The organism is Enterococcus gilvus ATCC BAA-350 (assembly GCF_000407545.1).
Lineage (GTDB): Bacteria > Bacillota > Bacilli > Lactobacillales > Enterococcaceae > Enterococcus_A > Enterococcus_A gilvus.
Window position 1 is genome coordinate 1,536,500 of the sequence record NZ_ASWH01000001.1, and the last position, 24,839, is coordinate 1,561,338.

Here is a 24,839-nt window from a genome sequence, read left to right on the forward strand (position 1 = left end):
CAAACAAAGATCTTAAAGGGATAAAGGAGCGAGTAGAATGAGTAAAATTGTCGTAAAGATTGGCGGTGTCGCCAGTGATAATCTAACGACCGATTTTTTTAAACAGATTCGGCAGTGGGAGACACAAGGGCATGAGATCATCATTGTTCATGGTGGCGGCTATTACATCACAGAAATGATGGAGCGCTTAAATATTCCTGTATTGATCAAAGATGGTCTACGGGTTACTACGGAACAGGCGCTAAAAGTGACTCAAATGGTCTTGATTGGTCAAGTACAGCCAGGTATTACGACTTTGTTCCAGCAGAATGGATTTGCTACGATTGGACTCAACGCTTCTTGTGATAATTTGATTCAAGGGCAAGTTATCGATTATGAAAAGCTAGGCTATGTCGGTGAAATTACGGATGTCAATCCTGCTTCCGTCGAGAACGTCCTTAACAAAAATTATATTCCGATTATCGCTCCGTTAGGGATGACAGTTGGTGGGCAATGGTTGAATGTTAATGCGGATGATACTGCATGCAAGATCGCGGAAGCAATTGGTGCTGATGCACTCTTTCTATTAACGGATGTTCCAGGTGTGAAGCACTCTGATCAATGGCTTGAAAAACTATTTGTTTCTGATATTGAACAATTAAAGATAGAAAAAGTCATTTCAGGCGGAATGATCCCTAAACTTGAGAGTGCTATTAATGCTCTTGAAAATGGTGTATCAAAAGTTCATATTACAAACTGCATCGAAAAGGACGGTACAGTGATCACAAAGGAGGAGGTTTTTGCATGAGTCATTTGTTTCCCAACTACGCTCGTGATTCAATTGATCTTGTTGATGGCTCAGGCAGTTACGTGTACGATCAACAAGGAAACAGGTATTTAGATTTTATGAGTGGCATCGCCGTCAGCAATCTTGGTCATAAGCATCCGGTAGTCACAAAGGCGTTGGCGGATCAGGCGGATAAGATTTGGCATAGCTCTAATCTCTATTCCAGCAATTTACAAGAATCTCTTGCTGAAAAGCTGACAGCTGAAAAAGATTACTTAGCCTTTTTCTGCAATAGTGGAACTGAGGCAAATGAAGCAGCGATCAAATTAGCTAGAAAAGCGACAGGACGACCGAATATTTTAAGTTTTGAACAGTCTTTCCACGGCCGTACATACGGTGCATTGAGCGCGACAGGTCAACCGGCGTTACAAGAAGGTTTTTTTCCAATCGTCGAAGGTTTTAATTATCTTCCTTACAATCAGCTTGAGCCCTTAAAAGAACACTTGAACGAAAATGTTGCCGCAGTCATGCTAGAGGTTATCCAAGGTGAAGGAGGCATTGTACCAGCTGAGGAAAAATGGTTGCAAGCTGTAGAGCGTCTGTGCAAAGAAAACGGCAGCCTATTGATCATTGATGAGATTCAAACAGGGTTGGGGAGAACAGGAACCTTTTTCGCGTTTGAACAGTATCAGATTGAACCAGATATCATCACTATTGCCAAAGCCTTAGCCAATGGTATCCCTGTAGGTGCAATGTTAGGAAAAGCAACACTTGGCACAGCTTTTGGCCCGGGTTCTCATGGGACAACGTTTGGCGGAAATAATTTAGCCATGAACGTCGCAAATGCAGTCGTGTCGGAAATTGGTCAACCCAACTTTTTAAATTCAGTAGTGGAAAAAGGCAATTTTTTGATGGAAGCATTGTGTTCGATGAAAGAGCATTCGAGCAAGGTACTCGACATACGTGGGAAAGGCTTAATGGTAGGCATTGAGCTTGATACTCCCGAAACGCTGCAGTGGGCAATACAAGAATTAAAGAAGCAAAACCTGCTAGCAATTAAAGCGGGAAAAAATGTTTTACGCTTATTACCGCCTTTAACGATTTCTCAAGAGGAACTGGCGGATGGTATAACGATCATTCATTCTGTATTGAATCAATCCTAATAAAAATACTTTCTATCAAAGCAACCTCAGTCCGTTCAAAATACTGAAGTTGCTTTTCGTATGTTTAAATAAGTATCTTTTGATGACCGGTGCTCTTTACAACTACTTGTCTGACCTTATTTGCAGGTTCACAGAATTCGAGACTAAAGTATGGATATCCTTAACTGTGTTAAAAGAACATTCTTGATTTCTTATGCCTCAGACTTTCCAATGGCCTTTTTTTCACTTATACTGGAGCTATCGGATTTTTAAAAGAAAAGGAGCAGCTGAATGGGCGAACGAGCAGAGATCTTTTTGAGTACCTTCAATCGGATTGAAAAGGAATTGAAACGACAATTAGGAAATCCGGCAAATATGGGTTTCAGCGAAGCGGTGCGCCGGCTGTCAAAGCGTCATGACAATTTGATAGGAGACAGTGAGAATGATTTGCTTCAATTGGCACAGCTGCGTAATGCCATCGTTCATGACCAGGTCGCAGATGACTTTGTCATTGCAGAACCAAATGAATGGGCGGTCACACGTATTAAGCAAATCGAAGAAAATCTCTTGCGTCCTGAAAAAGTTTTACCGCGCTTCGAAAAAAATGTTACGGGATTTGAACGAAATCTTCCACTTAAAGAGATCATGAAAATCATCACTGAGAAACGATTTTCTCAATTCCCAGTGTATGATAAAGGAGAATTTATGGGGCTGATCACACTTCGGACCATTGGATTCTATTTTGCTCAAGCTAGCTTAAATGGATCGTTAACACTTGAGGGACGAGTAGCTGAGGATCTATTGTTGGGAAATGGCAAACGATCCAATTTTAAGTTCGTTTCTGGTGACACAAAAGTTTCTGAAGTGGAAAAAATGTTTCATACAGAAGGCCTTTTAGAAGCAATTTTAATCACGAAAAATGGAAATTCTGATGGCAATCTCTTGGGAATCATCCGTCCACGTGATATTTATATACAAGAAGGGGAGCAATAGGCTTGTTAGTTATTTACTTATTAATCAGCGCGGGAATCATCGCGCTGGATCAATGGTTCAAGTGGTGGATCGTAACTCAGTTTAACTTTGGAGACAGTCAAACCATCATTCCTAATGTGTTATCTTTAACGCACATACGAAATACAGGAGGCGCGTTTAGTTTATTTGAAGGACAGCAACTATTTTTTATTGTAATCACAATCGTTGCAGTAATTGCCGTTCTCTATTATTTAGTGAAGCATTTAAATGAAAGCAAGTGGCTGACTTTCGGATTGAGTTTCTTTTTAGCCGGAGCTATTGGGAATTTTATTGATCGTTTTCGCTTGGGATATGTCGTAGATATGTTCCGTTTGGATTTTATTAACTTTCCAATTTTTAATATCGCTGATATGGCATTGGTCGTCGGCGTAATCATGATTTTTATTTATATTTTAATAGATGAGAGAGATAAGAAAAATGGATAATCAAATCGAAGTTATTGTTAAAGAAGAAAAGGGCCGAATTGATAAGGTGTTGAACGAACGATTGACTGATTACTCACGGTCGCAGATTCAGCAATGGATCAAAGAGCAGCATGTGTCGATCGACGGAAAAGTCATCAAAGCGAATTACAAAGTCAGTGCTGGGGATCACGTATTGATTGAAATCCCTGTGCCTGAAACCTTAGACCTTGTACCTGAAAATATGAATCTGGAAATCGTTTATGAAGATGAAGATGTCGTCGTGGTGAATAAACCACAAGGCATGGTGGTTCATCCTTCGGCAGGCCATCCTAACGGCACACTGGTTAATGGGCTGCTATATCAAATCAAAAACCTTTCTACGATCAATGATGTTGTTCGTCCAGGGATCGTCCACCGTATCGACAAGGATACTTCTGGATTACTAATGGTGGCGAAGAACGATCGTGCCCATGAATCTTTAGCTCAACAATTAAAGGATAAAACATCTTTAAGAAAATATGTCGCGCTAGTCCACGGCGAGATTCCTCACGAAAAAGGACGAATTGAAGCACCTATTGGTCGTTCAAAGGTGAATCGCAAAATGCAGGCGGTGATTGAGGGAGGCAAATCCGCAGTTACCCATTTTGAGGTTTTAAAACGATTTGAAGGGTATACTTTGATTGAACTGCAACTGGAAACTGGACGTACGCATCAAATTCGTGTTCATATGAATTATATTGGTTATCCTGTTGCTGGAGATCCATTATATGGACCGAAAAAGACATTAAAAGGCAACGGTCAGTTCTTGCATGCTAAATTGTTGGGGTTTGAACATCCTACAACAGGTGAAAACATGGTTTTTGAGGCACCGCTTCCTGAGATTTTCAAAAAAACTTTGAAACAGTTACAAGAAAAAGATTGATTTCTCAAATGAGGAATAGTATAGTGTCTGTAGTAAGAAATAAATAACTGAATAGAGATCCTTTAAGAGTAGTCCCGTGAGGCTAAGAAGGAAGTAGATAGTCGTTTGAACTAGGTGCGCCTAGGTGAACACTATCATTTTGACGAAGTCGATAACATTCCTCCTACCTAATTACGGGTAGGAGTTTTTTTATTGTAAAAATAAGGAGGAAACAGGATGTACAAAAAAGAGGTTGTAGATGAAGTAACAATGAAACGCGCGTTAACTCGAATCACGTATGAGATCATCGAACGCAACAAAGGGGTTCAAGATATCGTCTTGATTGGGATTAAAACTAGAGGAATCTTTATTGCTCAGCGTATTGCTGAACGGTTGAAACAATTAGAACATATCGAAGTGCCTGTCGGCGAACTAGATATCACGTTATATCGTGACGACAAAAAAGCGCAAGAAGATGAACCAGAATTGCATTCTTCAGATATTCCATTCTCGATTGAAGGAAAAGAAGTCATCTTAGTTGACGACGTATTGTTCACCGGCAGAACAATTCGGGCAGCACTGGATGCAGTTATTGATTTGGGACGTCCTAACCGGATCTCATTGGCAGTCTTAGTGGACCGAGGTCATCGCGAATTACCGATTCGAGCTGATTATGTCGGAAAGAATATTCCTACCGCTTTAACGGAAGAAATTATCGTTGAAATGGAAGAGAATGACGGACAGGATCGTATTTTGATTCAAAAAAAAGAAGATTAAAATTACAGGTTAGACACTAGAAAGAGGAAGTTTTCATGCAAGAGTTTCACAATGATGACGTTGTATTAGATATTCACGACCGTCCAAGTGCGGGGCACTGGGTCGGGTTAAGTATTCAGCATTTATTCACAATGTTCGGCGCAACGGTTCTAGTACCGATTTTGGTTGGAATAAACCCTAGCATCGCGTTGGTAAGTTCAGGATTAGGAACGATAGTCTATCTGACAGTGACAAAAGGAAAAATCCCTGCTTATCTAGGCAGCAGCTTTGCCTTTATTGCGGCGATGAAATTACTGATGAAAAGTGATGGATATCCGGCAGTAGCACAAGGTGCATTGACCTGCGGATTGGTTTACCTGATCGTTTCCTTCATTATAAAAAAAATCGGTTCTGGCTGGTTGGATAAAATTTTGCCGCCGATTGTTGTAGGTCCTGTTGTAATGGTCATCGGTTTAGGGTTAGCCAGCAATGCTGCACAAAACGCTATGTACAATAACGGGGTATACAGTTTTAAATACGTGATGGTGGCCTTGATCACTCTAGCTTTGACAATATTCTTCAACATGTTCTTTACAGGATTTCTAGGCTTGATTCCGATCCTTCTAGGTATCATCGGGGGGTACGTCACAGCCATGATTTTCGGCATCATTGATTACCAGCCGATTATTGACGCAAAGTGGTTGGCGATGCCAGCTTTCAGTGTGCCTTTTGTCAGCTATCAGCCCAAATTGTATATCAACGCGATAACCACGATGGCACCAATCGCCTTTGTAACCATGACAGAACATATCGGACACTTGATGGTATTAAATAAATTGACCAAACGAAATTTCTTTGATGATCCGGGTCTGGATCGCACTTTGATGGGAGATGGATTGGCCCAAATCGTTGCGGGGTTTGTTGGCGGTCCTCCAGTAACAAGCTATGGAGAAAATATCGGTGTGCTTGCGATTACTCGAGTACACAGTGTCTTCGTTATCGGAGGCGCAGCTGTGTTCGCAGTCTTACTAGGATTTGTAGGAAAACTGAGTGCGTTGATATTAAGTATTCCTGGACCAGTTATTTCAGGAATCAGTTTCATCTTGTTTGGAGTTATTGCTGCAAGTGGATTGAAGATCTTAATTGAGAATAAAATCGATTTTGACCGTAAGAAGAATTTGCTGATTGCCTCAACAATTTTAGTTATCGGGATTGGTGGATTGGTCTTCGAGGCGGGAACCTTCACTTTGTCAGCAATGGCTCTTGCAACAGTCTTAGGAATTATCTTGAACCTGATTTTACCGGATCAGGCACGCAGTGAAAAATAAAGAATCAACTCACGTTACTTAGGAATTAAAGGAGGAAAATTCATGATCATCCAGTCTGAGGAAATTAGTCTGAAGCATTTATTGACGGTCGAAGCGCTCACTGACCAAGAGGTGATGGGTCTGATTCACAGAGCACAGCAGTTTAAGCAAGGCGCACGATGGACACCCCATAAGGATCAATACTTTGTCTCTAATCTTTTCTTTGAAAATAGCACACGGACGCATAAGAGTTTTGAAGTGGCAGAGAAAAAACTCGGACTGGATGTCATTGACTTTGATGCCAAAACCAGCTCTGTTCAAAAAGGGGAAACATTATACGACACAGTTTTAACAATGTCCGCATTGGGTGTTGACGTGGCGGTCATTCGCCATGGGGATGAAAATTATTATGATGAGCTCATCCAAAGCAAAACGATCCAATGCTCCATCGTCAATGGGGGCGACGGCAGCGGACAGCATCCGACACAGTGCCTACTTGACTTGATGACGATTTACCAAGAATTTGGACGATTCAATGGATTGAAAGTAGCAATTGCTGGAGATATCACCCATTCTCGAGTTGCCAAATCAAACATGCAAATGCTAAAGCGGCTAGGTGCAGAGGTCTTTTTCTCTGGTCCAGAGGAATGGTATGACGAGAGCTTTGATGTGTACGGCACCTATCGACCGTTAGATGAGCTTGTTCCTGAGGTGGATGTCATGATGCTTCTACGGGTACAGCACGAACGGCACGACGGGCAAGAAAGTTTTTCTAAAGAAGAGTATCACGAAAAATACGGATTAACGATTGAGCGGGGAGGACGTTTAAAGAACCGAGCAATTATTATGCATCCTGCACCAGTCAATCGTGACGTTGAAATTGCGGATAGCTTAGTAGAAAGTTTGCAATCGCGAATCGTTCCGCAAATGACGAATGGTGTGTTTATTCGTATGGCTATTTTAGAGGCAGTACTAAGAGGAAAATCGTAAAGGGGCAGACACTATGAAAACATTAATTAAAAATGGAAAAATCGTAACGAAAGACAATCAAATGATGGCATGCGATCTTTGGTTAGAGAATGGTATCATCTTGGGTATCGGAAAAGACTTTTCAGAAATCACGTTTGATCAAGAGTACGATGCAAACAATCAATTAATTACACCAGGCTTAGTTGATGTACATGTTCATTTACGAGAACCTGGCTTTACGTATAAGGAGACAATCAAGGATGGTTCAAAATCAGCTGCTCGAGGTGGATACACAACAGTCTGTGCGATGCCTAATTTGAATCCTGTCCCAGATACGGTAGAAAAATTCAATGAAGTATTAGCGATTATTGAAAAAGATGCGGTGGTTAAAGTCCTTCAATATGCGCCGATTACCGAGGAGCTTCGCAGTGAGAAGCTGACGGATCAAAAGGGGCTGAAGGCTGCTGGCGCTTTTGCCTTTACTAATGACGGTGTGGGGGTTCAGACAGCGGGTACAATGTACTTAGCTATGAAAGAAGCCGCAACCAACAACATGGCGCTAGTTGCACACACTGAGGACGAATCTCTGTTGTTCGGTGGTGTGATGCACAAAGGAGATATCAGTGAAAAATTAGATCTACCAGGAATACTAAGCGCCACCGAATCTTCTCAAATTGCCAGAGATTTGATTTTGGCGGAAGAAACCGGTGTGCATTATCATGTCTGCCATGTGTCAACAAAAGAAAGTGTCCGCGTAATTCGCGATGCCAAAAAAGCAGGTGTTCATGTAACAGCGGAAGTTTCTCCTCACCACTTGATCTTAATCGATGAGAATATCCCTGAGGACCATGGGTATTGGAAGATGAACCCACCATTGCGAGGTGTAGACGATCGTGAAGCTCTGATTGAAGGCTTACTTGACGGAACAATCGATTGTATCGCCACAGATCACGCACCACACGGATTTGAAGAGAAAAATCAAAGCTTCTTGAAAGCACCATTCGGGATTGTCGGCAGCGAGACAGCCTTCCAATTAATCTACACACACTTTGTTGAAACAGGACGCTTTACATTGGAACAAGTGATCAATTGGATGGCAGTCAAACCGGCTGAAATATTTGGAATGACTGCGGGTACACTAAACATCGGACAACCAGCAGATATCGCGATATTTGATCTAAGTCATGAAGAAGAAATCGATGACAAAAAATTTGCATCACTAGGAGTGAACACTCCTTTCACTGGCTGGCCGGTCAAGGGTGCAACACTGATGACCTTCGTGGATGGTCAGTTGGTATACAACAAGGAGGACTAAAACGTTGAAAAGACTTTTAATTTTAGAAGACGGTACAGTATTCGAAGGTGAAGGATTTGGTGCGGAAGCCAATGTCGTAGGCGAAGTCGTCTTCACCACTAGTATGACAGGGTATCAGGAAACAATCACCGATCAAAGTTTCAACGGACAAATCATTACGTTTACCTACCCTATGGTAGGAAATTATGGTGTAAACCGTGATGATTATGAATCAATCGCACCAACCTGCAAAGGCGTGATTGTAAAGGAACATGCGCGACTAGCCAGTAATTGGCGGAAACAAATGACGCTAGACGAATTTTTGAAACGTAAAGGAATTCCTGGCATTGCAGGTATCGATACACGAGCGTTAACAAAGAAATTGCGCAATGTTGGAACAATGAAAGGCAGTATCGTTGACCCAGCCGATCAATTGGAACACTCCTTTGATCAACTAAAAGCAACAGTCTTACCAACGAATCAAGTTGCACAGGTTTCAACAGTCACACCTTATCCAAGTCCAGGTGTCGGTCGCAACGTTGTGGTCATTGATTTTGGATTGAAGCATAGTATCTTGAGAGAATTGTCACGCCGAGAATGCAATTTAACAGTAATGCCCTATAACACGGATGCACAGACGATCTTGGATCTTTGCCCAGACGGTGTCATGCTGACGAACGGACCAGGAGACCCTAAAGACGTCCCTGAAGCAATAGAGATGATCAAACAAATTCAAGGAAAAGTGCCTATTTTCGGAATTTGCCTCGGACATCAGCTATTCTCATTAGCAAACGGTGCGGATACGTATAAGATGAAGTTCGGTCATCGCGGATTAAATCATCCTGTAAGAGAAATCGCGACTGGACGAATCGACTTCACTTCTCAAAATCACGGATTTGCAGTAGATGAAAAAACGATCGATCCAGAAAAATTAATGGTTACCCATGTGGAAGTCAATGATGGGACGATCGAGGGTGTTCGTCACCGCAACTATCCAGCCTTCAGTGTTCAGTATCACCCAGACGCTGCGCCCGGTCCACACGACGGTGTACATTTATTTGATGAATTTATGGAAATGATGGATGCATGGAAGGAGCAAGCATAAATGCCAAAACGGACAGATATTAATAAGATCATGGTGATTGGTTCTGGACCAATCGTGATCGGACAAGCCGCGGAATTTGATTACGCCGGCACACAAGCTTGCTTAGCACTAAAAGAAGAAGGGTACGAAGTTGTCTTGGTCAACTCGAATCCAGCAACGATCATGACGGATAAAGAAATCGCGGATAGCGTTTATATTGAACCGATTACTTTAGAATTTGTCTCCCGCATTTTACGTAAAGAACTGCCTGATGCGATTCTGCCAACACTTGGCGGACAAACAGGCTTAAATATGGCAATGGAGCTCGCCGACTCAGGCATCTTAGATGAGTTGAAGATCGAACTGCTAGGAACAAAATTGTCAGCTATCGACCAAGCTGAAGACCGTGATTTGTTTAAGCAATTAATGGAAGAGCTGAACCAGCCAATCCCTGAATCAGAGATTGTCAACACTGTCGAAGAGGCGGTCGCTTTTGCCAACACGATTGGTTATCCTATCATCGTCCGTCCAGCCTTTACATTGGGCGGAACTGGCGGCGGCATGTGTGACAATGAGGATGAGCTTCGGACAGTTGCAGAAAATGGCCTTAAGCTTTCTCCAGCAACTCAATGTTTAATAGAAAAATCGATTGCCGGCTTTAAGGAAATCGAATACGAAGTAATGAGAGATTCGTCTGATAACGCAATCGTAGTATGTAACATGGAGAATTTCGACCCGGTTGGTATTCATACAGGTGATTCCATCGTATTTGCCCCCAGTCAAACGTTGTCTGACTATGAATATCAGATGTTGCGAGACGCATCATTATCAATTATCCGAGCTTTAAAAATCGAAGGCGGATGCAACGTTCAACTAGCACTCGATCCTCACAGTTTTAATTATTATGTAATCGAAGTGAATCCCCGCGTGTCTCGATCATCAGCCTTAGCAAGTAAAGCTACAGGTTATCCAATCGCGAAGCTCGCTGCAAAAATCGCAGTAGGATTAACACTGGATGAAATGAAAAATCCAGTTACCGAAACGACATACGCGGAATTTGAACCTGCCTTAGACTATGTGGTAGCCAAAATCCCCCGCTGGCCTTTCGACAAATTTGAAAGCGGCGAACGAGTGCTTGGCACACAGATGAAAGCAACCGGCGAAGTGATGGCGATCGGTCGTAACATCGAAGAATCTCTACTGAAAGCTGTCCGTTCGCTTGAAATTGGAACATACCATGCAGAATTACCTGAGTTAAGCGAAGTGACAGACGATGAGCTGACAGAAAAAATGGTCAAAGCTCAGGATGATCGTCTGTTTTATCTAACAGAAGCAATTCGACGTGGCTACTCAATCGAAGAAATCAATGAACTGACAAAAGTAGACTTGTTTTTCTTAGATAAATTACTTCACGTGGTGGAATTAGAAAACGCCCTCTCAAAGAATAAAAAAGATGTCGACCTACTAAAAAAAGCCAAACAAAATGGCTTTGCGGATATAAAGATCGCCCAACTTTGGGATATGACCGCAAGTGACGTTCGGAAATTTCGAACTGCAGAAAAAATCCTTCCTGTATATAAAATGGTTGATACCTGCGCAGCGGAGTTTGAATCTCAAACACCTTATTTCTACAGCACATATGAGTTTGAAAATGAAAGTGTCCGCTCAGAACAGGAATCTGTTTTAGTTCTTGGTTCGGGGCCCATCCGTATCGGACAGGGAGTAGAATTTGACTATGCAACGGTTCACTCGGTAAAAGCAATCCAAGAGGCGGGCTACGAAGCAATCATCATGAATAGTAACCCAGAAACAGTATCCACAGATTTCTCTGTTTCAGATAAGCTCTACTTTGAGCCATTGACTCTGGAAGATGTGATGAACGTAGTGGAGTTAGAGCAGCCGATCGGCGTTATCGTACAATTTGGCGGACAAACTGCAATCAACTTAGCAGAGCCTTTAGTTAAGAATGGTGTGAAAATTCTAGGAACAACGATCGAGGATCTAGACCGAGCGGAAGATCGTGATCAATTTGAACAAGTCTTACAAAGTTTATCGATCCCACAACCACCAGGGGATACAGCGACAAGTGCTGAAGAAGCGGTGATAATTGCTGAAAAAATTGGTTATCCGGTATTGGTCCGTCCAAGTTATGTCCTAGGCGGTCGGGCGATGGAGATCGTTGAAAATCAATCGGATTTGGAAGATTACATGGCGCATGCAGTAAAGGCTTCTCCTGAACATCCGGTTTTAGTCGATCGTTATTTGATTGGTAAAGAGTGCGAAGTTGATGCGATCTGTGACGGTGAAACGGTTTTGATCCCAGGAATTATGGAACATATCGAACGAGCTGGAGTCCATTCGGGAGATTCGATGGCTGTTTATCCGCCACAAACCTTCTCTAAAGAGCTAAAAGCGACAATCGAGGAATATACACGACGCTTGGCATTAGGTATGAACTGTATTGGAATGATGAATATTCAATTCGTTATTCACAACGATGAGGTCTTCGTCATCGAAGTAAACCCTCGGGCTAGCCGTACGGTGCCGTTCTTGAGCAAAATCACGAATATCCCAATGGCTCAAATTGCAACAAAAGCTATTTTAGGACAGCGTTTGAAGGAATTAGGATACGAAGATGGACTGTATCCTGAAAGCAACATGGTCCATGTGAAAGCACCCGTTTTCAGCTTCACGAAGTTGCAAAAGGTTGATACTTACTTAGGCCCTGAAATGAAGTCAACAGGAGAAGTGATGGGGTCTGATCGCAGTCTAGCCAAAGCACTCTACAAAGCTTTCGCAGCATCAGGTCTGCACTTGCCAGATTTTGGGGCTGTCCTGTTCACTGTCGCAGACGAGAACAAAGTTGAAGCCTTAGAATTAGCAAAACGGTTCAAGGATGTTGGTTATAGCTTGATTGCAACAGCCGGAACAGCAAAATTCCTAGCTGAGAATGGGCTGAACGCTAAGACGATCGATAAAATATCAGAATCAGACGAACACAATGTGATTGATTTAATTCGCACCGGGGAAGCACAGGTAGTCATCAATACGATGGATAAGAATCGACAAAATGCATCAGAGGACGGCTTCATCATTCGTCGGGAGGCTGTGGAGCACGGAGTTCCATTGTTCACCTCCCTAGATACAGCAGATGCTATTTTACGAGTGATGGAATCACGCGCATTTTCAATCCAAGAAATTTAATTCTTGCAGAGTGGGGCATGGCTTCACTCTGCCGATTTATAGGAGGGCCATTATGAAGCAGGAAATGATGACGATCGTTCGTCAACAAGAATTAGCACCGAGAATCTATGAGCTGGTTTTAGCAGGAGAATTAGTCAAAGAGATGGCGATGCCTGGTCAGTTCTTGCATATTCGTGTGCCGAGAAGTGATTTACTATTGCGTCGACCTATTAGTATCAATCAGTATGATTCAGAAAAAGGAACATGCACAATCATTTATCGTGTTGAAGGTGACGGTACAAAATATTTTTCTGAAATGGCTGTTGGTATGAAGCTAGATGTTATGGGTCCGCTTGGGCATGGCTTTGAAATCAATGATCTAAATGCTGGAGATACCGCGTTTGTTGTTGGAGGAGGAATCGGCGTTCCGCCATTGTACCAGCTCTCGAAGGAGTTGACGGCAAAAGGGGTTCGAGTCATTCATTTTCTCGGTTTCGGAACACAAGAAGTGGTTTATTTTGCTGAAGAGTTCCAAGAATTAGGGGAAACACGTTTTTCTACGGACGATGGCACATTTGGTATTCAGGGGAATGTAGGAAATCTACTGTTGTCAGAAGAAGATCAGCCAGATGCGGTCTTTGCTTGTGGAAATAACGGCTTATTGAAAACAGTCGAACAACTTTACTCCGAAGTGGAGAATGTTCAGCTTTCATTAGAATCTCGGATGGCATGCGGAATGGGAGCCTGTTACGCCTGTGTCTGTCATGTTCCTGAGGATGAAAATAAAAGTGTTAAAGTATGTGAAGACGGGCCCGTTTTCAAAGCAGGGGAGGTCATTTTTTAATGAGTATTGCAGTAAAATTACCTGGATTAGACTTGAAAAATCCTATTATGCCAGCAAGTGGCTGTTTCGGCTTCGGCAAAGAGTACGCGGACTACTACGACTTGAACCAGCTAGGAGCCATCATGATTAAAGCGACCACACCTAAACAACGCTTTGGAAATGCAACGCCTCGTGTGGCTGAAACAACCAGCGGGATGTTGAATGCGATTGGATTACAAAATCCGGGTATGGAAGTCGTGTTGAAAGATATTTTACCCGATTTAGAAAAATATGCAGAACTTCCTATCATTGCAAATGTAGCCGGGGCTTGCGAGGAAGACTATGTGGAAGTATGCGCTAAAATAGGTGATGCGCCGAATGTTAAAGCAATCGAATTGAATATTTCTTGTCCAAACGTTAAGCATGGCGGGATCGCTTTTGGAACTGATCCAGAAGTCGCCTATCGTTTGACAAAGGCAGTCAAAGAAGTCGCTAGTGTGCCAATTTACGTCAAATTAAGTCCAAACGTTACGGATATCGTGCCAATTGCCAAGGCAATCGAAAAGGGTGGAGCAGATGGCTTTACCATGATCAACACCTTATTAGGTATGCGGATTGACTTGAAGACGCGTCAACCTATCTTAGCAAATCGTACTGGCGGACTATCTGGTCCAGCAATCAAACCAGTTGCGATTCGATTAATCAATCAGGTAGCTGCAATCAGTGAACTGCCGATCATCGGAATGGGCGGGGTTCAAACCGTAGACGATGTGCTGGAAATGTATATGGCTGGAGCTAGTGCTGTTGCAGTTGGAACAGCGAACTTCACCGATCCCTATATTTGCCCAAAATTGATTAAAGAGCTGCCAATTCGGATGGCAGAGCTAGGCATCGACTCATTGGAACAGTTACGGCAAGAAGTTCGAGGAGGTTTCTAATGGAGAAAAGACCAATTATCGCTTTTGATTTTGCTTCAAAACACGAAATTGATGCTTTTTTAACGCATTTTCCAAAGGATGAAAAATTATTTGCGAAGATCGGTATGGAACTTTTTTATCAAGAAGGGCCAACGATCGTTCATGACTTACGTTCACAAGGGCATGATATATTTCTTGATCTAAAATTGCATGACATTCCAAATACGGTCCAAAAAGCGATGCGTGGTATTGCTAAAATGGGGGTCAAAATTACAAATGTTCATGCAGCTGGAGGCGTAGAAATGATGCGCGCGGCGAAACAAGGGTTGTCAGAGGGAACAAAAGAAAATCAAGCAATACCTGAGCTGATTGCGGTGACGCAGTTAACCTCTACTAGTGAAGAACAAATGCATGAAGATCAATTAATCAACGTTAGTCTGCATGAGAGTGTTCTTCATTACGCGGAATGTGCAGAAAAAGCAGGATTGGATGGGGTCGTGTGCTCAGCGCATGAAGTGGAAAAAATCCATGGGAAAACCAATCAACAGTTTATCTGCCTAACACCAGGAATTCGGCCACAGGGCACTAGCGTAGGGGACCAGAAGCGCGTAATGACTCCTGCAAAAGCGCGTGAAATTGGTTCAAATTATATCGTAGTTGGAAGACCTATCACTCAAGCAGAGGACCCTTACCAGAGCTATTTACAAATTAAACAAGAATGGAACGGTGAAGCATAAATGATCGCAGAACAAATCGCTAAAGATTTATTATCAATTGAAGCAGTTTCCTTGAGTCCTGATGAACCATTTACGTGGGCTAGCGGCTTGAAGTCACCGATTTACTGTGACAATCGAGTAACTATGAGCTATCCAGAAGTTCGTCGCGCAATTGCACAAGGGCTAGCTGCGAAAATTAAAGAAGAATTCCCAAATGTACAGGTTATTGCTGGAACAGCAACAGCAGGAATTCCCCATGCAGCTTGGGTTGCAGAAATTCTTGATCTGCCAATGGTTTACATCCGCAGCAAAGCCAAAGATCACGGTCGCGGCAATCAAATTGAAGGTCGGATTACAGAAGGGCAGAAAATGGTTGTGATCGAGGATTTAATTTCAACTGGCGGAAGCGTATTGGAAGCAGCCGAAGCGGCAACGCGTGAAGGAGCAGACGTTTTAGGCGTCGCAGCAATCTTTACTTACGAGTTGGCTAAAGGAAAAAATAATTTTGAGGCAGCAGCGATGCCATTAATAACTTTAACAAATTATTCTACCTTGATTGAAGCTGCGTTGAAAGAAGACTATATCAATCATGAGCAACTTGAATTATTAAAAAAATGGCGCAAAGATCCTGAAAACTGGCTGAATAATTAAAAATGATTCGAATAAATAAACCCTTGTTTGTTAGAAATATTCTAATAGTCAAGGGTTTATTTTTTAGTGAAAAAAATTTGTCTTTAAAGAAGTATATTAGAAGCCGAAAAGGATTTTTAATGGTATATTATTTTCAGAAGTTTTTTTGAAAAGAGGCTATAAAATGTATGAGAATTTTTTAAGTAATACCCGTTTGAGAAGATTCACAGTTTTAGCATTAGTTATCTTTGTTTTATTTTTAATTAAAGATTTTATGACTCCTATATTGCTGACATTTATTTTTACATTGATTTCTGTCAAAATCGTCAAGTTCATTCAAAGGTATATTAAATTGCCAACCTTCTTACTGGCGACGGTTCTATACATCGTAGAACTTTGGCTTTTGTATTTATTGATCTCCAGATATTCGACGATACTGATTAATCAGGTCGTATCGACATATAACTCGATCGTTCATTTTTATCAGCACAAAGATTTCGATTCGGATCTAGTGACTAATTTTATTTCTAACTATTTTAAAAATCATAATTGGCAAGACAAAGTCGAGAGTGGTGCGGGGATTATTTTAGAACAATTACAAAATGTAGGACGATTGGCAGTCGCCTTTGTCGTTTCCTTTATTTTGAGTTTTTTCTTTATGGTAGAAAAGGAAAAGACCGTATTGTTTTCAAAGAATTTTCTAAGCAGCAACTATGCGTGGTTTTTCCAAGATTTATTTTATTTTGGGAAAGTTTTTGTGAATACGTTTGGTGTCGTGCTGGAGGTACAACTACTAATAGCTATCGTTAACACCGTCATTACTACCATAGGACTGGGGTTCATTGGTTTTACTCAATTGCCAACCCTAGCAATTATGATTTTCTTTTTAAGTCTGATTCCTGTTGCAGGAGTGATTTTTTCTTGTATCCCGTTAACTCTGATTGCTTATTCAACAGGCGGTATTCAGACAGTTATCTATGTTTTAATTCTGATCGTGATCGTTCACTGCGTCGAGGCATACATCCTAAATCCGAAATTCATGTCGAGTCGGACGAAGCTGCCGATCTTCTATACGTTCGTTATTTTGCTAGTCAGTGAAAAGTTTCTTGGCGTGTGGGGATTGATCGTAGGTATCCCGATCTTCAATTTCTTTTTAGAAATCTTAGGTGTAAAAATAGCTACCAAAAAAACAAAAAAAACGGAACAGCCGGATTAGGCTGTTCCGTTTTTTCGTAATTGTTCTACAACTTCTTCTTCAGGGGTTACGAATAAAGTTTTTTGGTTTTCATAAATGACGAATCCCGGTTTAGCACCGTTTGGTTTATGGACATGCTTGACTGCTACATAGTCTACGGGTACCTGTGCGGACTGTCGAAATTTTGAGAAGTAGGCGGCTAATTCAGCGGCCTCCAACAAGGTTTCTTCACTTGGATCTTCATTTTTTATGATGACATGGGAGCCAGGAATATTCTTTGCATGAAGCCAGATATCTGTTTTACGTGCTTGCTTCAATGTCAGTTGATCATTTTGCAGGTTGTTCTTTCCAACCAAAATCTCTGTACCATCACTCGCAACAAAGCGTTCAGGTTTTGAAGGGGACTGTTTGCGATTTTTTTTATTGCGTTTTTGCTTTAAATACCCACTGGCAATAAGTTCTTCTTTGATTACTTCGATATCCATCGGACCAGCAATTTCTAATTGTGCTAACACAGATTCAAGGTAGGCAATTTCTTCTTTCACTTCTGCAATTTGGTCATAGATCAATTTTACTGCATTTTTTAATTTTTGGTATTTTTGGAAATATTTCTGCGCATTTTGATTAGGCGTTAATGCTGGATTCAGTTTAATAGTGATTGGGTGATTCTCTTCATAATAGTTTTCTAACTCAACGCGTTCTGCTCCACGAGGAACTTGTGACATAAAAGTCGTTAACAATTCGCCATCGCGACGAAAATCTTCCGCACTCTCAGAATCTTGAAGCGTTTTTTCGCGCTTTGCCAATTTGGTTTGATTCCGCTTGATTTCATTCTCGACTTTACGAATCAATTCATTGCCCAATTGTTTCACGCGGTCTTTTTCCGCTTTTTCTCCATAATACGTATCTAATAATTGACTCAAACTTTCATAAGTCATCGTCTCTTCAAACGTATCAAAGACAAGAGGCGCAAAGAATTCTTTGTTATTTTTAATACCAATAGTTGGAGTTAATTGTTCTTGGATCATTTGCCAAAAGTCGTTCCAAACGCCCATTTTTTCATTTTGCCGTTCTAAGAAGCGAAAAGCTAATTCTTCCGCAGTATCGCGTCCTAACCCTTGGAAATTTTGCTGCAAATAACGTCCATCTAATGTTTCGGCAGTAGATAAAATGGTAAATACTTGTTCTTTAGATGCATGGAAAGGATTCAGTTGTTCTTGCTTTGGAGGTTCGATATAGTCGCTGCCTGGCAAGATAGAACGGTAGGTGTTCTGCGAATGACCAATGTGTTTAATAGCATCCAGTATTTTTCCAGTTTGCTTATTAAGCAGGACAATCGTGGAGTGACGCCCCATCAGCTCAACAATCAAAACAATATTTTGCAAATCGCCTAACTCGTCTCGCTTAGTAAAGGTAAAATGAACGACACGATCATTTTCTACTTGATGGATATCTTCTAAGATAGCACCTTCCAAATGCTTTCGCAGCATCATAACAAAATTCGGCGGATTGTCAGGATTATTATAAGCAATTTCTGTTAATTGAATCCGTGCATAACTAGGATGCGCCGAAAGAAGCAAGCGTCGGTTCTTTCCCTGCGCTCGAATAACTAACACAACTTCATTTTCATACGGTTGATGGATTTTTGATATTCTTCCGGTAACGAGCTGTTCCTTTAATTCCCGTACCATAGCATGGGTAAAAACTCCGTCAAAGGACATGTTTTATCCCTCATTTCTATTCATAATATGTTCATTATAAACAAAAAAACTCCAATGACCAAACTAAGTCACTGAAGTAAGAGAAATTGAATTAAACGCTTAAGGATTCTTGGTAAATGTGTAATTCATCAAGCAACTGCAACAGCAGCTGCTCGGCTTCGTTTGGCAGACGGTCGTATCCTCCTTGATACGTTTTGCGAGACTGTACAAATGCCAATCGCGTTTCAAGTCGAGTTATCAAATGGAGCAGGTAGTGATGACTGTTAAAATCCGGCTCATGTTTCTTCACAGGTAAGTAGGTAATTTTTTTCAACGGTCCAAACGATTTAAATTTTGCCGTACCGTCAACGATTTGTTCGATACTTCCCAACGTTTCATCTGGTGTGACTTTTCGTCCTTTGAATTCTCCAGTGTTCAATATATAGCAGGCAGTTTTTTGCTTTTGGAATAAATCTTTAAAATCTTGATAGTCTTCTTGTAATGGGTAGCATCTGAATGGGTTAGCAAACGGTTCTATAACTAATTGATCCTTTACTTCACCAACCACATTTTCTGCCGTTGAACGTTTTGTTGCTAACGTTGCGCCGAATACAGCGGCTAATGACGGATCTTCGATTTTGATCAACGGTGGAAGACTGTCATCCTTCATAATCCAAAAGAGTCCGTCAACTTTTTCTTCAATATGATCCACTCGGTTCGGTGTTGCGTAACGACTCTTGATACTTCGGCCATTCCCGTTGCGGATATCTTCTGTGACTAATACTTTCTTATTCTCATCATCTAGTGTGACACCGACATTTTGCGCAGTCACAATATATTTTATCTGTTCGCTGGTCATAGGATAATCTTGTGTTTTATCAAAATAAGCTGGTTCTAAAGCAGTAGTAGAGCCTTTTTTCTTTGATATAACAAAAGCATCATCGTGCAGCACATGAACATCACCTTTGTTTTTTGGCTTCGCCAAGGTGATCGTCGATTTTCCAGACCCTGATAACCCGAAAGCGGCCATCGTATATTTTTTTTCTTCTAATAAATATTGCTTCATTCCACCATGACAGGCAATAAATCCATTCCGATGAGCAGTAGCCCAGGCCAAAGTGAGCGTAGCTTTTTTCAGCTCACCAAAATAACGCAATCCCAAAATGCCGGCACAATTATGCAAGGGATCAATAACAACAACGCCGTCAGGAAAGTCTGGGTGTTTCCAATCAGGATCAGCGAAAATAAAGATGTCTCCTGTATGGATACTATCTGATTGTTGGTAAAAAAGATGTTTTGCATCACCGATTTGAAAATTTAACAGATAGGAGTAAAGATTAGGGCTATATTCTTCAGGCAGCATAAGATGCGATTTGATAGTGAACTCTTCATCAAGGCCAACGATGACTTCCCCTGAATAAAATGTTTTTCTTCGCGCATTAAAAACAGCTTCTCTTAATAGCTCGCTGTAAAAAGCACTATCAATACCTTCTTGTCCAATGATACGACGAGCGGCAGCAGTCCGTCCGACGATGTTTCCATCATTTGTTACCAATACCTTTGCATCCGTGGGCAATTGAAGTCGACTCGTATAAGCAACATCCAGATCTGTCGTGATTGTTCCTGGACTAGCTTTGGCTAAAGCGTAAGCATCAGTAAGGTGACGTATTCGTGAGACATTGTTTCCATAAAATGCTGTCTCAATGACACTACGAATGCTGGAAAACAACCGATTCGATTTTGTTATCTCTTGACGTGGAAAATGTTCAATACTGCTCATCAAAAAACCTCCTTAAATAAGTTCTCATCATTATAATAGCATTAAAATAAAACACGAACAATCAATTACAGAACATGATTTGGTTCACGTAACCCTGCAAAAAATCAATTAAGCATCTTGATGGTAGCGATTTTAAGATATAAATAATATAATGATAAGAAGGAGGCATGATTATGGACCAATATTTAACGATTGTGAAAAATAAAATACTTATATTTTGGCGAAGGTTCATAACTATCGCTTCTGAAAATGAGCGGCGCACCTTGATTATTGCTGCGAGTTTAGTAGTTTTTGTTTTTCTTTTTTCAGCTTCGGCTGTCATGGCTCAACGAACCATTCGTCAAGATCAATTAGATGAGTTAGTCTTTGACTCTTTAAAATCAGACCATTTGATACCATTGAATTATCAAATGGTCGATCAAAAAATAAAAGATACAAAAGCAATCTCGATCATGTTTAGTCAGCCAAACGGGACATCCTTTGAAAATGTTATGACCGTTTTAGACGACCCAAACCAAAAGACGATGTTAAATCGTAAATTTTATTATTATCCGATTGTTTACGACAGTGAAACAATTGCTGATAAATATAATCTTGATCCACGCCAAGTAACATTCATCTTTTTTCACAATGGCAAGGAAAAGAACCGCTTTGTTGTGGAAAGTCTGAAAGACCTAAACAATGAATTCATCCCTGAACTTAATCGATTGCCGATGTGGAATCTCAAAAGGTAAAATGAGATTTCGAATAAAATAAATGAGTTTTTTTTAATAAAAAGAGTTGACAGTCGAATTTTTATTCGATAAACTAACGTCAACACTAAAAACAAGTTCTTAAAAATGTAGAAGGAGTGACATTCATGAAACAAGTAAACTTATCTAATCAATTGAATAGCTGGCAAAACTGGCGTAGATAAGTTGTATTTATGAATTCACTCATAGATACAACGTTTAGACAACTTCTAAATTTTGTATCTATGCTGGATATTTTTCATGCTTATTCCCGCATAGAGACTATCTATGCGGTTTTTGTTTTCTTTTGACAACTACCGTGAACATTTGGGTAGTTGTCTTTTTTTGCAATTTATGTCTTTTTTCGTTAATTTCTAAGGGAAAGTTCACCTATCATTAGTAAATGAATTTTCAACATACTAATACCACTAAAAACAAAAATCGGAGGAATCAATCATGAAAAATAAGGGAATTATTGGATCAATTATCGCTTTAGCTGTTGTTTTAATCGGAGTTTTTGCTTATCAAATGGGTTCGCGTCAAACCGGTGCGGCAACTGAACAAAAAGAAGAAGTAAAGACTGTAGGAATCTTGCAGACCATCAGTCATCCATCTTTGGATCAAATTAAGGATGGTGTCGTAGAAGGATTAAAGCAAGAAGGGTATGAAGACGGAAAAAACATCAAGATCGAATTTCTTAATGGACAAGGAGATCAAAGTAAATTTAATAGTATGAGCCAACAATTATTAGAAAAAAAATCAGACGTCCTTGTTGGTGTGGCAACACCGGCAGCAAAAGCATTAGCTAACGCAACTTCAGATGTTCCTGTGATCATGGGAGCAATCAGCGACCCTGTCAGTGCTGGATTAGTAAAGGACTTGAAAAAGCCGGGAGGCAATGTCACTGGCGTAAACAATTTAACACCGGTCGATCAACAATTGGACATGGCTGAAGAAATGTTCCCAGATGCAAAAACAATGGGAATCGTGTATTCATCTTCGGAAGAAAATTCAAAATCGCAAGTCGCGCGTGCTGAAAAACGGGCAACTAAAGATGGTCTAACAGTGAAAACCTATGCGATTACTTCGAGCAATGATATTTCCGCGGTAACACAACAAGCTTGCCGAGAATCTGATTTCTTATATATCCCGCAAGACAATACGATCGCCAGTGCGTTTCAAACATTGATCAGCGAATCAGATAAAACAAAAACACCCGTTTTCGTTTCAGTAGATAATATGGCTAAAGAAGGTGGGATTGCCACTGTGGGGCAAAATCAATTTGACTTAGGCGTAGAAACAGGGAAAATGGCCGCAGATGTTTTAAGTGGGAAATCCAAACCAGCAGATACACCGGTTAACGTCGTCGACTATGGAGATATGATTATTAATGAAGATAAAGCGAAAGAATTAGGAATTACCATTCCAGATAAAATCAAAGAAAAAGCAGAAGTAATTAAAGGGGAGTAGACAGATGATCATTTCAGCAATAGGACAAGGCTTTTTATGGGGGATATTAGGGTTAGGAATCTTCATGACCTACCGAATTTTAAATTTTCCAGATATGACAACAGAGGGATCATTTCCTTTAGGAGGAGCCGTTTGTGTGACAGCTATTACTAACGGCGTGTCTCCTGTATTCGCAACAATGTTAGGGATCATCGCGGGCATGTGCGCGGGATTTATCACGGGCATGCTTTATACAAAAGGAAAAATCCCAGTAATCCTAGCTGGAATTCTCGTTATGTCAGGCCTGAACTCGGTGATGCTGTTTATCATGCAAACACCGAATCTTTCATTACTAAAACAACCAAAGATCCAAGATTTCTTTACAAATCTTAACTTGCCGAATCATTTTGATATTGTCCTGTTAGGCTTGATTGCTATCTTAATTATTATTAGTTTGCTGTTGTTTTTCTTTTTTACTGATTTTGGACAAGCGTACATTGCTACTGGTGATAATGAAAACATGGCACGTTCTATCGGAATCAATACAGACCGCATGAAAGTCATTGGTTTGACGTTATCAAATGGTGTTATTGCTCTGTCTGGCGCGTTGATTGCACAAAATGACGGCTATGCAGATATCGGAAAAGGTGTCGGTGTTATCGTCATTGGTCTGGCATCAATCATTATTGGAGAAGTCCTATACGGGGAAGTAACCTTTGTTGAACGGTTGGTGGCAATCGTTTTAGGCAGCATTATTTATCAATTATTGATTTTGATTATTATCAAAGCTGGGTTGGATACGACGTATTTGAAGATTTTCTCTTCGATCATTTTAGCATTGTGCTTGATGATTCCTCGTTTAAAGGAAACGTTGAACTTGAAGACTGGATTGGAAAAGGGAGAGTAAGTGTATGAATGCTTTAGAAGTAAAAAAAGCTAGTAAAACCATTAAAAACGGGATCAGCGATAAGCGTAGAATCTTAAATCATGTAGACTTAACGATTGCTCCGGGTGAATTCGTCACGGTACTTGGAGGAAATGGTGCTGGTAAAAGTACACTTTTCAATAGTATTTCTGGCAGTCTTCAATTAGATAGCGGTACCGTGTCTGTAATGGGGAAAAATTTGACTAAGCTTTCTGAAGAACAGCGGGCGACATCAATTTCCCGAGTTTTCCAAGACCCAAAAATGGGCACGGCTCCACGACTGACTGTTGCAGAAAACTTAGGATTGGCAGAAAAACGCGGACAGAAGCGGCGTCTGCGTCAACGTCAGCTCCACCAAAAGAAAGAAATGTATCAAGAGCTTTGCCGATTAGTTGGTAATGGCTTGGAAAATCATTTAGATACACCCACAGGATTTCTTTCTGGCGGGCAGCGGCAAGCGTTGAGTCTATTAATGGCAACAATTACTAAGCCAGATTTACTATTGCTTGATGAACATACAGCTGCACTTGATCCGAAAACAGCCAAACAGCTAATGCTGCTCACAGACCAGCGAATCAAAGAAGAGCATCTCACATGTCTCATGGTCACTCACAAAATGGAGGATGCTTTGCATTATGGTGACCGAGTCATTGTGATGTCAAAGGGAGAAATCATTAAAGATATCAGCGGCGACGAGAAGAAACATATGACGTTGGCCGATCTATTCCTACTTTTCGAAGAGGGTGAGACAGTAGCTGAAGTAATGTAAATAAATTTTTTTTACAGAAAAATAAAATAGTGGGTTGACTTATCAGAAAAACAAATCTATACTTAGTTCAATCTTAAATCAGTTTGGAGCGGTTTTTATGAACACAATGAAGAGTACGCACACACAACTGAATAACTATTACTTTAGCTATTTTAGATAGGTTTGTATTCATGGTTCATGGATGCAAACGACACCAGTTTGTATCTATGATGGCTAAGGATTTTAAGTTCGACTTAACGCCACATAGATGAAAATCTATAGTGGCTTTTTCTTTTGATATTTTTTGGAGGAGACTAGGCGCATTGTAGATTTTCTACAGTGGGCCTTTTTTCGACTTCTATTTTCAATAAAAGTCAAATATTTCAA

The 24,839-nt window shown here is 40.8% G+C and carries 22 protein-coding genes; 20 read left to right on the top strand and 2 right to left on the bottom strand.

Annotated features, from left to right (window positions below):
• Positions 1-37: 37 nt before the first annotated feature.
• The 16 genes from argB to I592_RS07700 all read left to right on the top strand — a co-directional run bounded on the left by argB (position 38) and on the right by I592_RS07700 (position 17,140).
• On the top strand, positions 38-787 hold the full coding sequence (gene argB / locus I592_RS07625; RefSeq protein WP_010780785.1) for an acetylglutamate kinase: 750 nt from the start codon (positions 38-40) through the stop codon (positions 785-787).
• Positions 784-1,929, top strand: a complete 1,146-nt coding sequence (locus I592_RS07630) for an acetylornithine transaminase (protein ID WP_010780784.1) — start codon at positions 784-786, stop codon at positions 1,927-1,929. Before argB ends, I592_RS07630 begins: the two co-directional genes overlap by 4 nt.
• Before the next feature lie 270 nt (positions 1,930-2,199).
• Complete coding sequence (locus I592_RS07635) at positions 2,200-2,901, top strand: CBS domain-containing protein (protein WP_010780783.1); 702 nt, start codon at positions 2,200-2,202, stop codon at positions 2,899-2,901.
• A 2-nt stretch (positions 2,902-2,903) separates the two neighbouring features.
• Positions 2,904-3,365 carry a signal peptidase II gene (gene lspA / locus I592_RS07640; RefSeq protein ID WP_010780782.1) on the top strand — a complete coding sequence of 154 codons (462 nt, stop codon included), beginning with the start codon at positions 2,904-2,906 and terminating at the stop codon, positions 3,363-3,365.
• The gene (locus I592_RS07645) at positions 3,358-4,266 is read left to right on the top strand and encodes an RluA family pseudouridine synthase (RefSeq protein WP_010780781.1); all 909 of its coding nucleotides are present in this window, start codon (positions 3,358-3,360) and stop codon (positions 4,264-4,266) included. The genes lspA and I592_RS07645 overlap by 8 nt, the downstream gene beginning before the upstream one ends.
• Positions 4,267-4,482: 216 nt before the next feature.
• Entirely contained in the window at positions 4,483-5,022 is a 540-nt protein-coding gene (gene pyrR, locus I592_RS07650) for a bifunctional pyr operon transcriptional regulator/uracil phosphoribosyltransferase PyrR (protein WP_010780780.1), read from the top strand.
• Positions 5,023-5,057: 35 nt separating this feature from the next.
• On the top strand, positions 5,058-6,329 hold the full coding sequence (locus I592_RS07655) for a solute carrier family 23 protein (protein WP_010780779.1): 1,272 nt from the start codon (positions 5,058-5,060) through the stop codon (positions 6,327-6,329).
• Positions 6,330-6,371: 42 nt separating this feature from the next.
• Complete coding sequence (locus I592_RS07660) at positions 6,372-7,298, top strand: aspartate carbamoyltransferase catalytic subunit (RefSeq protein WP_010780778.1); 927 nt, start codon at positions 6,372-6,374, stop codon at positions 7,296-7,298.
• A gap of 13 nt (positions 7,299-7,311) precedes the next feature.
• Positions 7,312-8,592 carry a dihydroorotase gene (locus I592_RS07665; RefSeq protein ID WP_010780777.1) on the top strand — a complete coding sequence of 427 codons (1,281 nt, stop codon included), beginning with the start codon at positions 7,312-7,314 and terminating at the stop codon, positions 8,590-8,592.
• Between the two features lie 4 nt (positions 8,593-8,596).
• Entirely contained in the window at positions 8,597-9,676 is a 1,080-nt protein-coding gene (locus I592_RS07670) for a carbamoyl phosphate synthase small subunit (RefSeq protein WP_010780776.1), read from the top strand.
• Positions 9,677-12,859 carry a carbamoyl-phosphate synthase large subunit gene (gene carB, locus I592_RS07675; RefSeq protein WP_010780775.1) on the top strand — a complete coding sequence of 1,061 codons (3,183 nt, stop codon included), beginning with the start codon at positions 9,677-9,679 and terminating at the stop codon, positions 12,857-12,859.
• Positions 12,860-12,911: 52 nt separating this feature from the next.
• A complete protein-coding gene (locus I592_RS07680; RefSeq protein ID WP_010780774.1) occupies positions 12,912-13,682 on the top strand; it encodes a dihydroorotate dehydrogenase electron transfer subunit in 771 nt (256 codons plus the stop codon).
• A complete protein-coding gene (locus tag I592_RS07685) occupies positions 13,682-14,599 on the top strand; it encodes a dihydroorotate dehydrogenase (RefSeq protein ID WP_010780773.1) in 918 nt (305 codons plus the stop codon). Before I592_RS07680 ends, I592_RS07685 begins: the two co-directional genes overlap by 1 nt.
• Entirely contained in the window at positions 14,599-15,315 is a 717-nt protein-coding gene (pyrF, locus tag I592_RS07690) for an orotidine-5'-phosphate decarboxylase (protein ID WP_010780772.1), read from the top strand. The genes I592_RS07685 and pyrF overlap by 1 nt, the downstream gene beginning before the upstream one ends.
• The gene (gene pyrE / locus I592_RS07695) at positions 15,316-15,945 is read left to right on the top strand and encodes an orotate phosphoribosyltransferase (RefSeq protein ID WP_010780771.1); all 630 of its coding nucleotides are present in this window, start codon (positions 15,316-15,318) and stop codon (positions 15,943-15,945) included.
• Between the two features lie 163 nt (positions 15,946-16,108).
• Complete coding sequence (locus I592_RS07700; RefSeq protein ID WP_010780770.1) at positions 16,109-17,140, top strand: AI-2E family transporter; 1,032 nt, start codon at positions 16,109-16,111, stop codon at positions 17,138-17,140.
• Here the strand turns inward: I592_RS07700 and efbA are convergent.
• The gene (efbA, locus tag I592_RS07705) at positions 17,137-18,840 is read right to left on the bottom strand and encodes a fibronectin-binding protein EfbA (RefSeq protein WP_010780769.1); all 1,704 of its coding nucleotides are present in this window, start codon (positions 18,838-18,840) and stop codon (positions 17,137-17,139) included. The genes I592_RS07700 and efbA overlap by 4 nt on opposite strands.
• A 91-nt stretch (positions 18,841-18,931) precedes the next feature.
• A complete protein-coding gene (locus I592_RS07710) occupies positions 18,932-20,599 on the bottom strand; it encodes a phosphoenolpyruvate carboxykinase (ATP) (protein ID WP_010780768.1) in 1,668 nt (555 codons plus the stop codon).
• Between the two features lie 173 nt (positions 20,600-20,772).
• On the opposite strand from I592_RS07710, the gene I592_RS07715 reads away from it, so the two are divergent.
• The 4 genes from I592_RS07715 to I592_RS07730 all read left to right on the top strand — a co-directional run bounded on the left by I592_RS07715 (position 20,773) and on the right by I592_RS07730 (position 24,473).
• Complete coding sequence (locus tag I592_RS07715; RefSeq protein ID WP_010780767.1) at positions 20,773-21,333, top strand: hypothetical protein; 561 nt, start codon at positions 20,773-20,775, stop codon at positions 21,331-21,333.
• Positions 21,334-21,786: 453 nt separating this feature from the next.
• Positions 21,787-22,800: a tryptophan ABC transporter substrate-binding protein gene (trpX, locus tag I592_RS07720; RefSeq protein WP_010780766.1), complete on the top strand. Its 1,014-nt coding sequence runs from the start codon at positions 21,787-21,789 to the stop codon at positions 22,798-22,800.
• A 4-nt stretch (positions 22,801-22,804) separates the two neighbouring features.
• On the top strand, positions 22,805-23,686 hold the full coding sequence (locus tag I592_RS07725; protein WP_010780765.1) for an ABC transporter permease: 882 nt from the start codon (positions 22,805-22,807) through the stop codon (positions 23,684-23,686).
• 4 nt (positions 23,687-23,690) lie between these two features.
• The gene (locus I592_RS07730; RefSeq protein WP_010780764.1) at positions 23,691-24,473 is read left to right on the top strand and encodes an ABC transporter ATP-binding protein; all 783 of its coding nucleotides are present in this window, start codon (positions 23,691-23,693) and stop codon (positions 24,471-24,473) included.
• Positions 24,474-24,839: the final 366 nt, after the last annotated feature.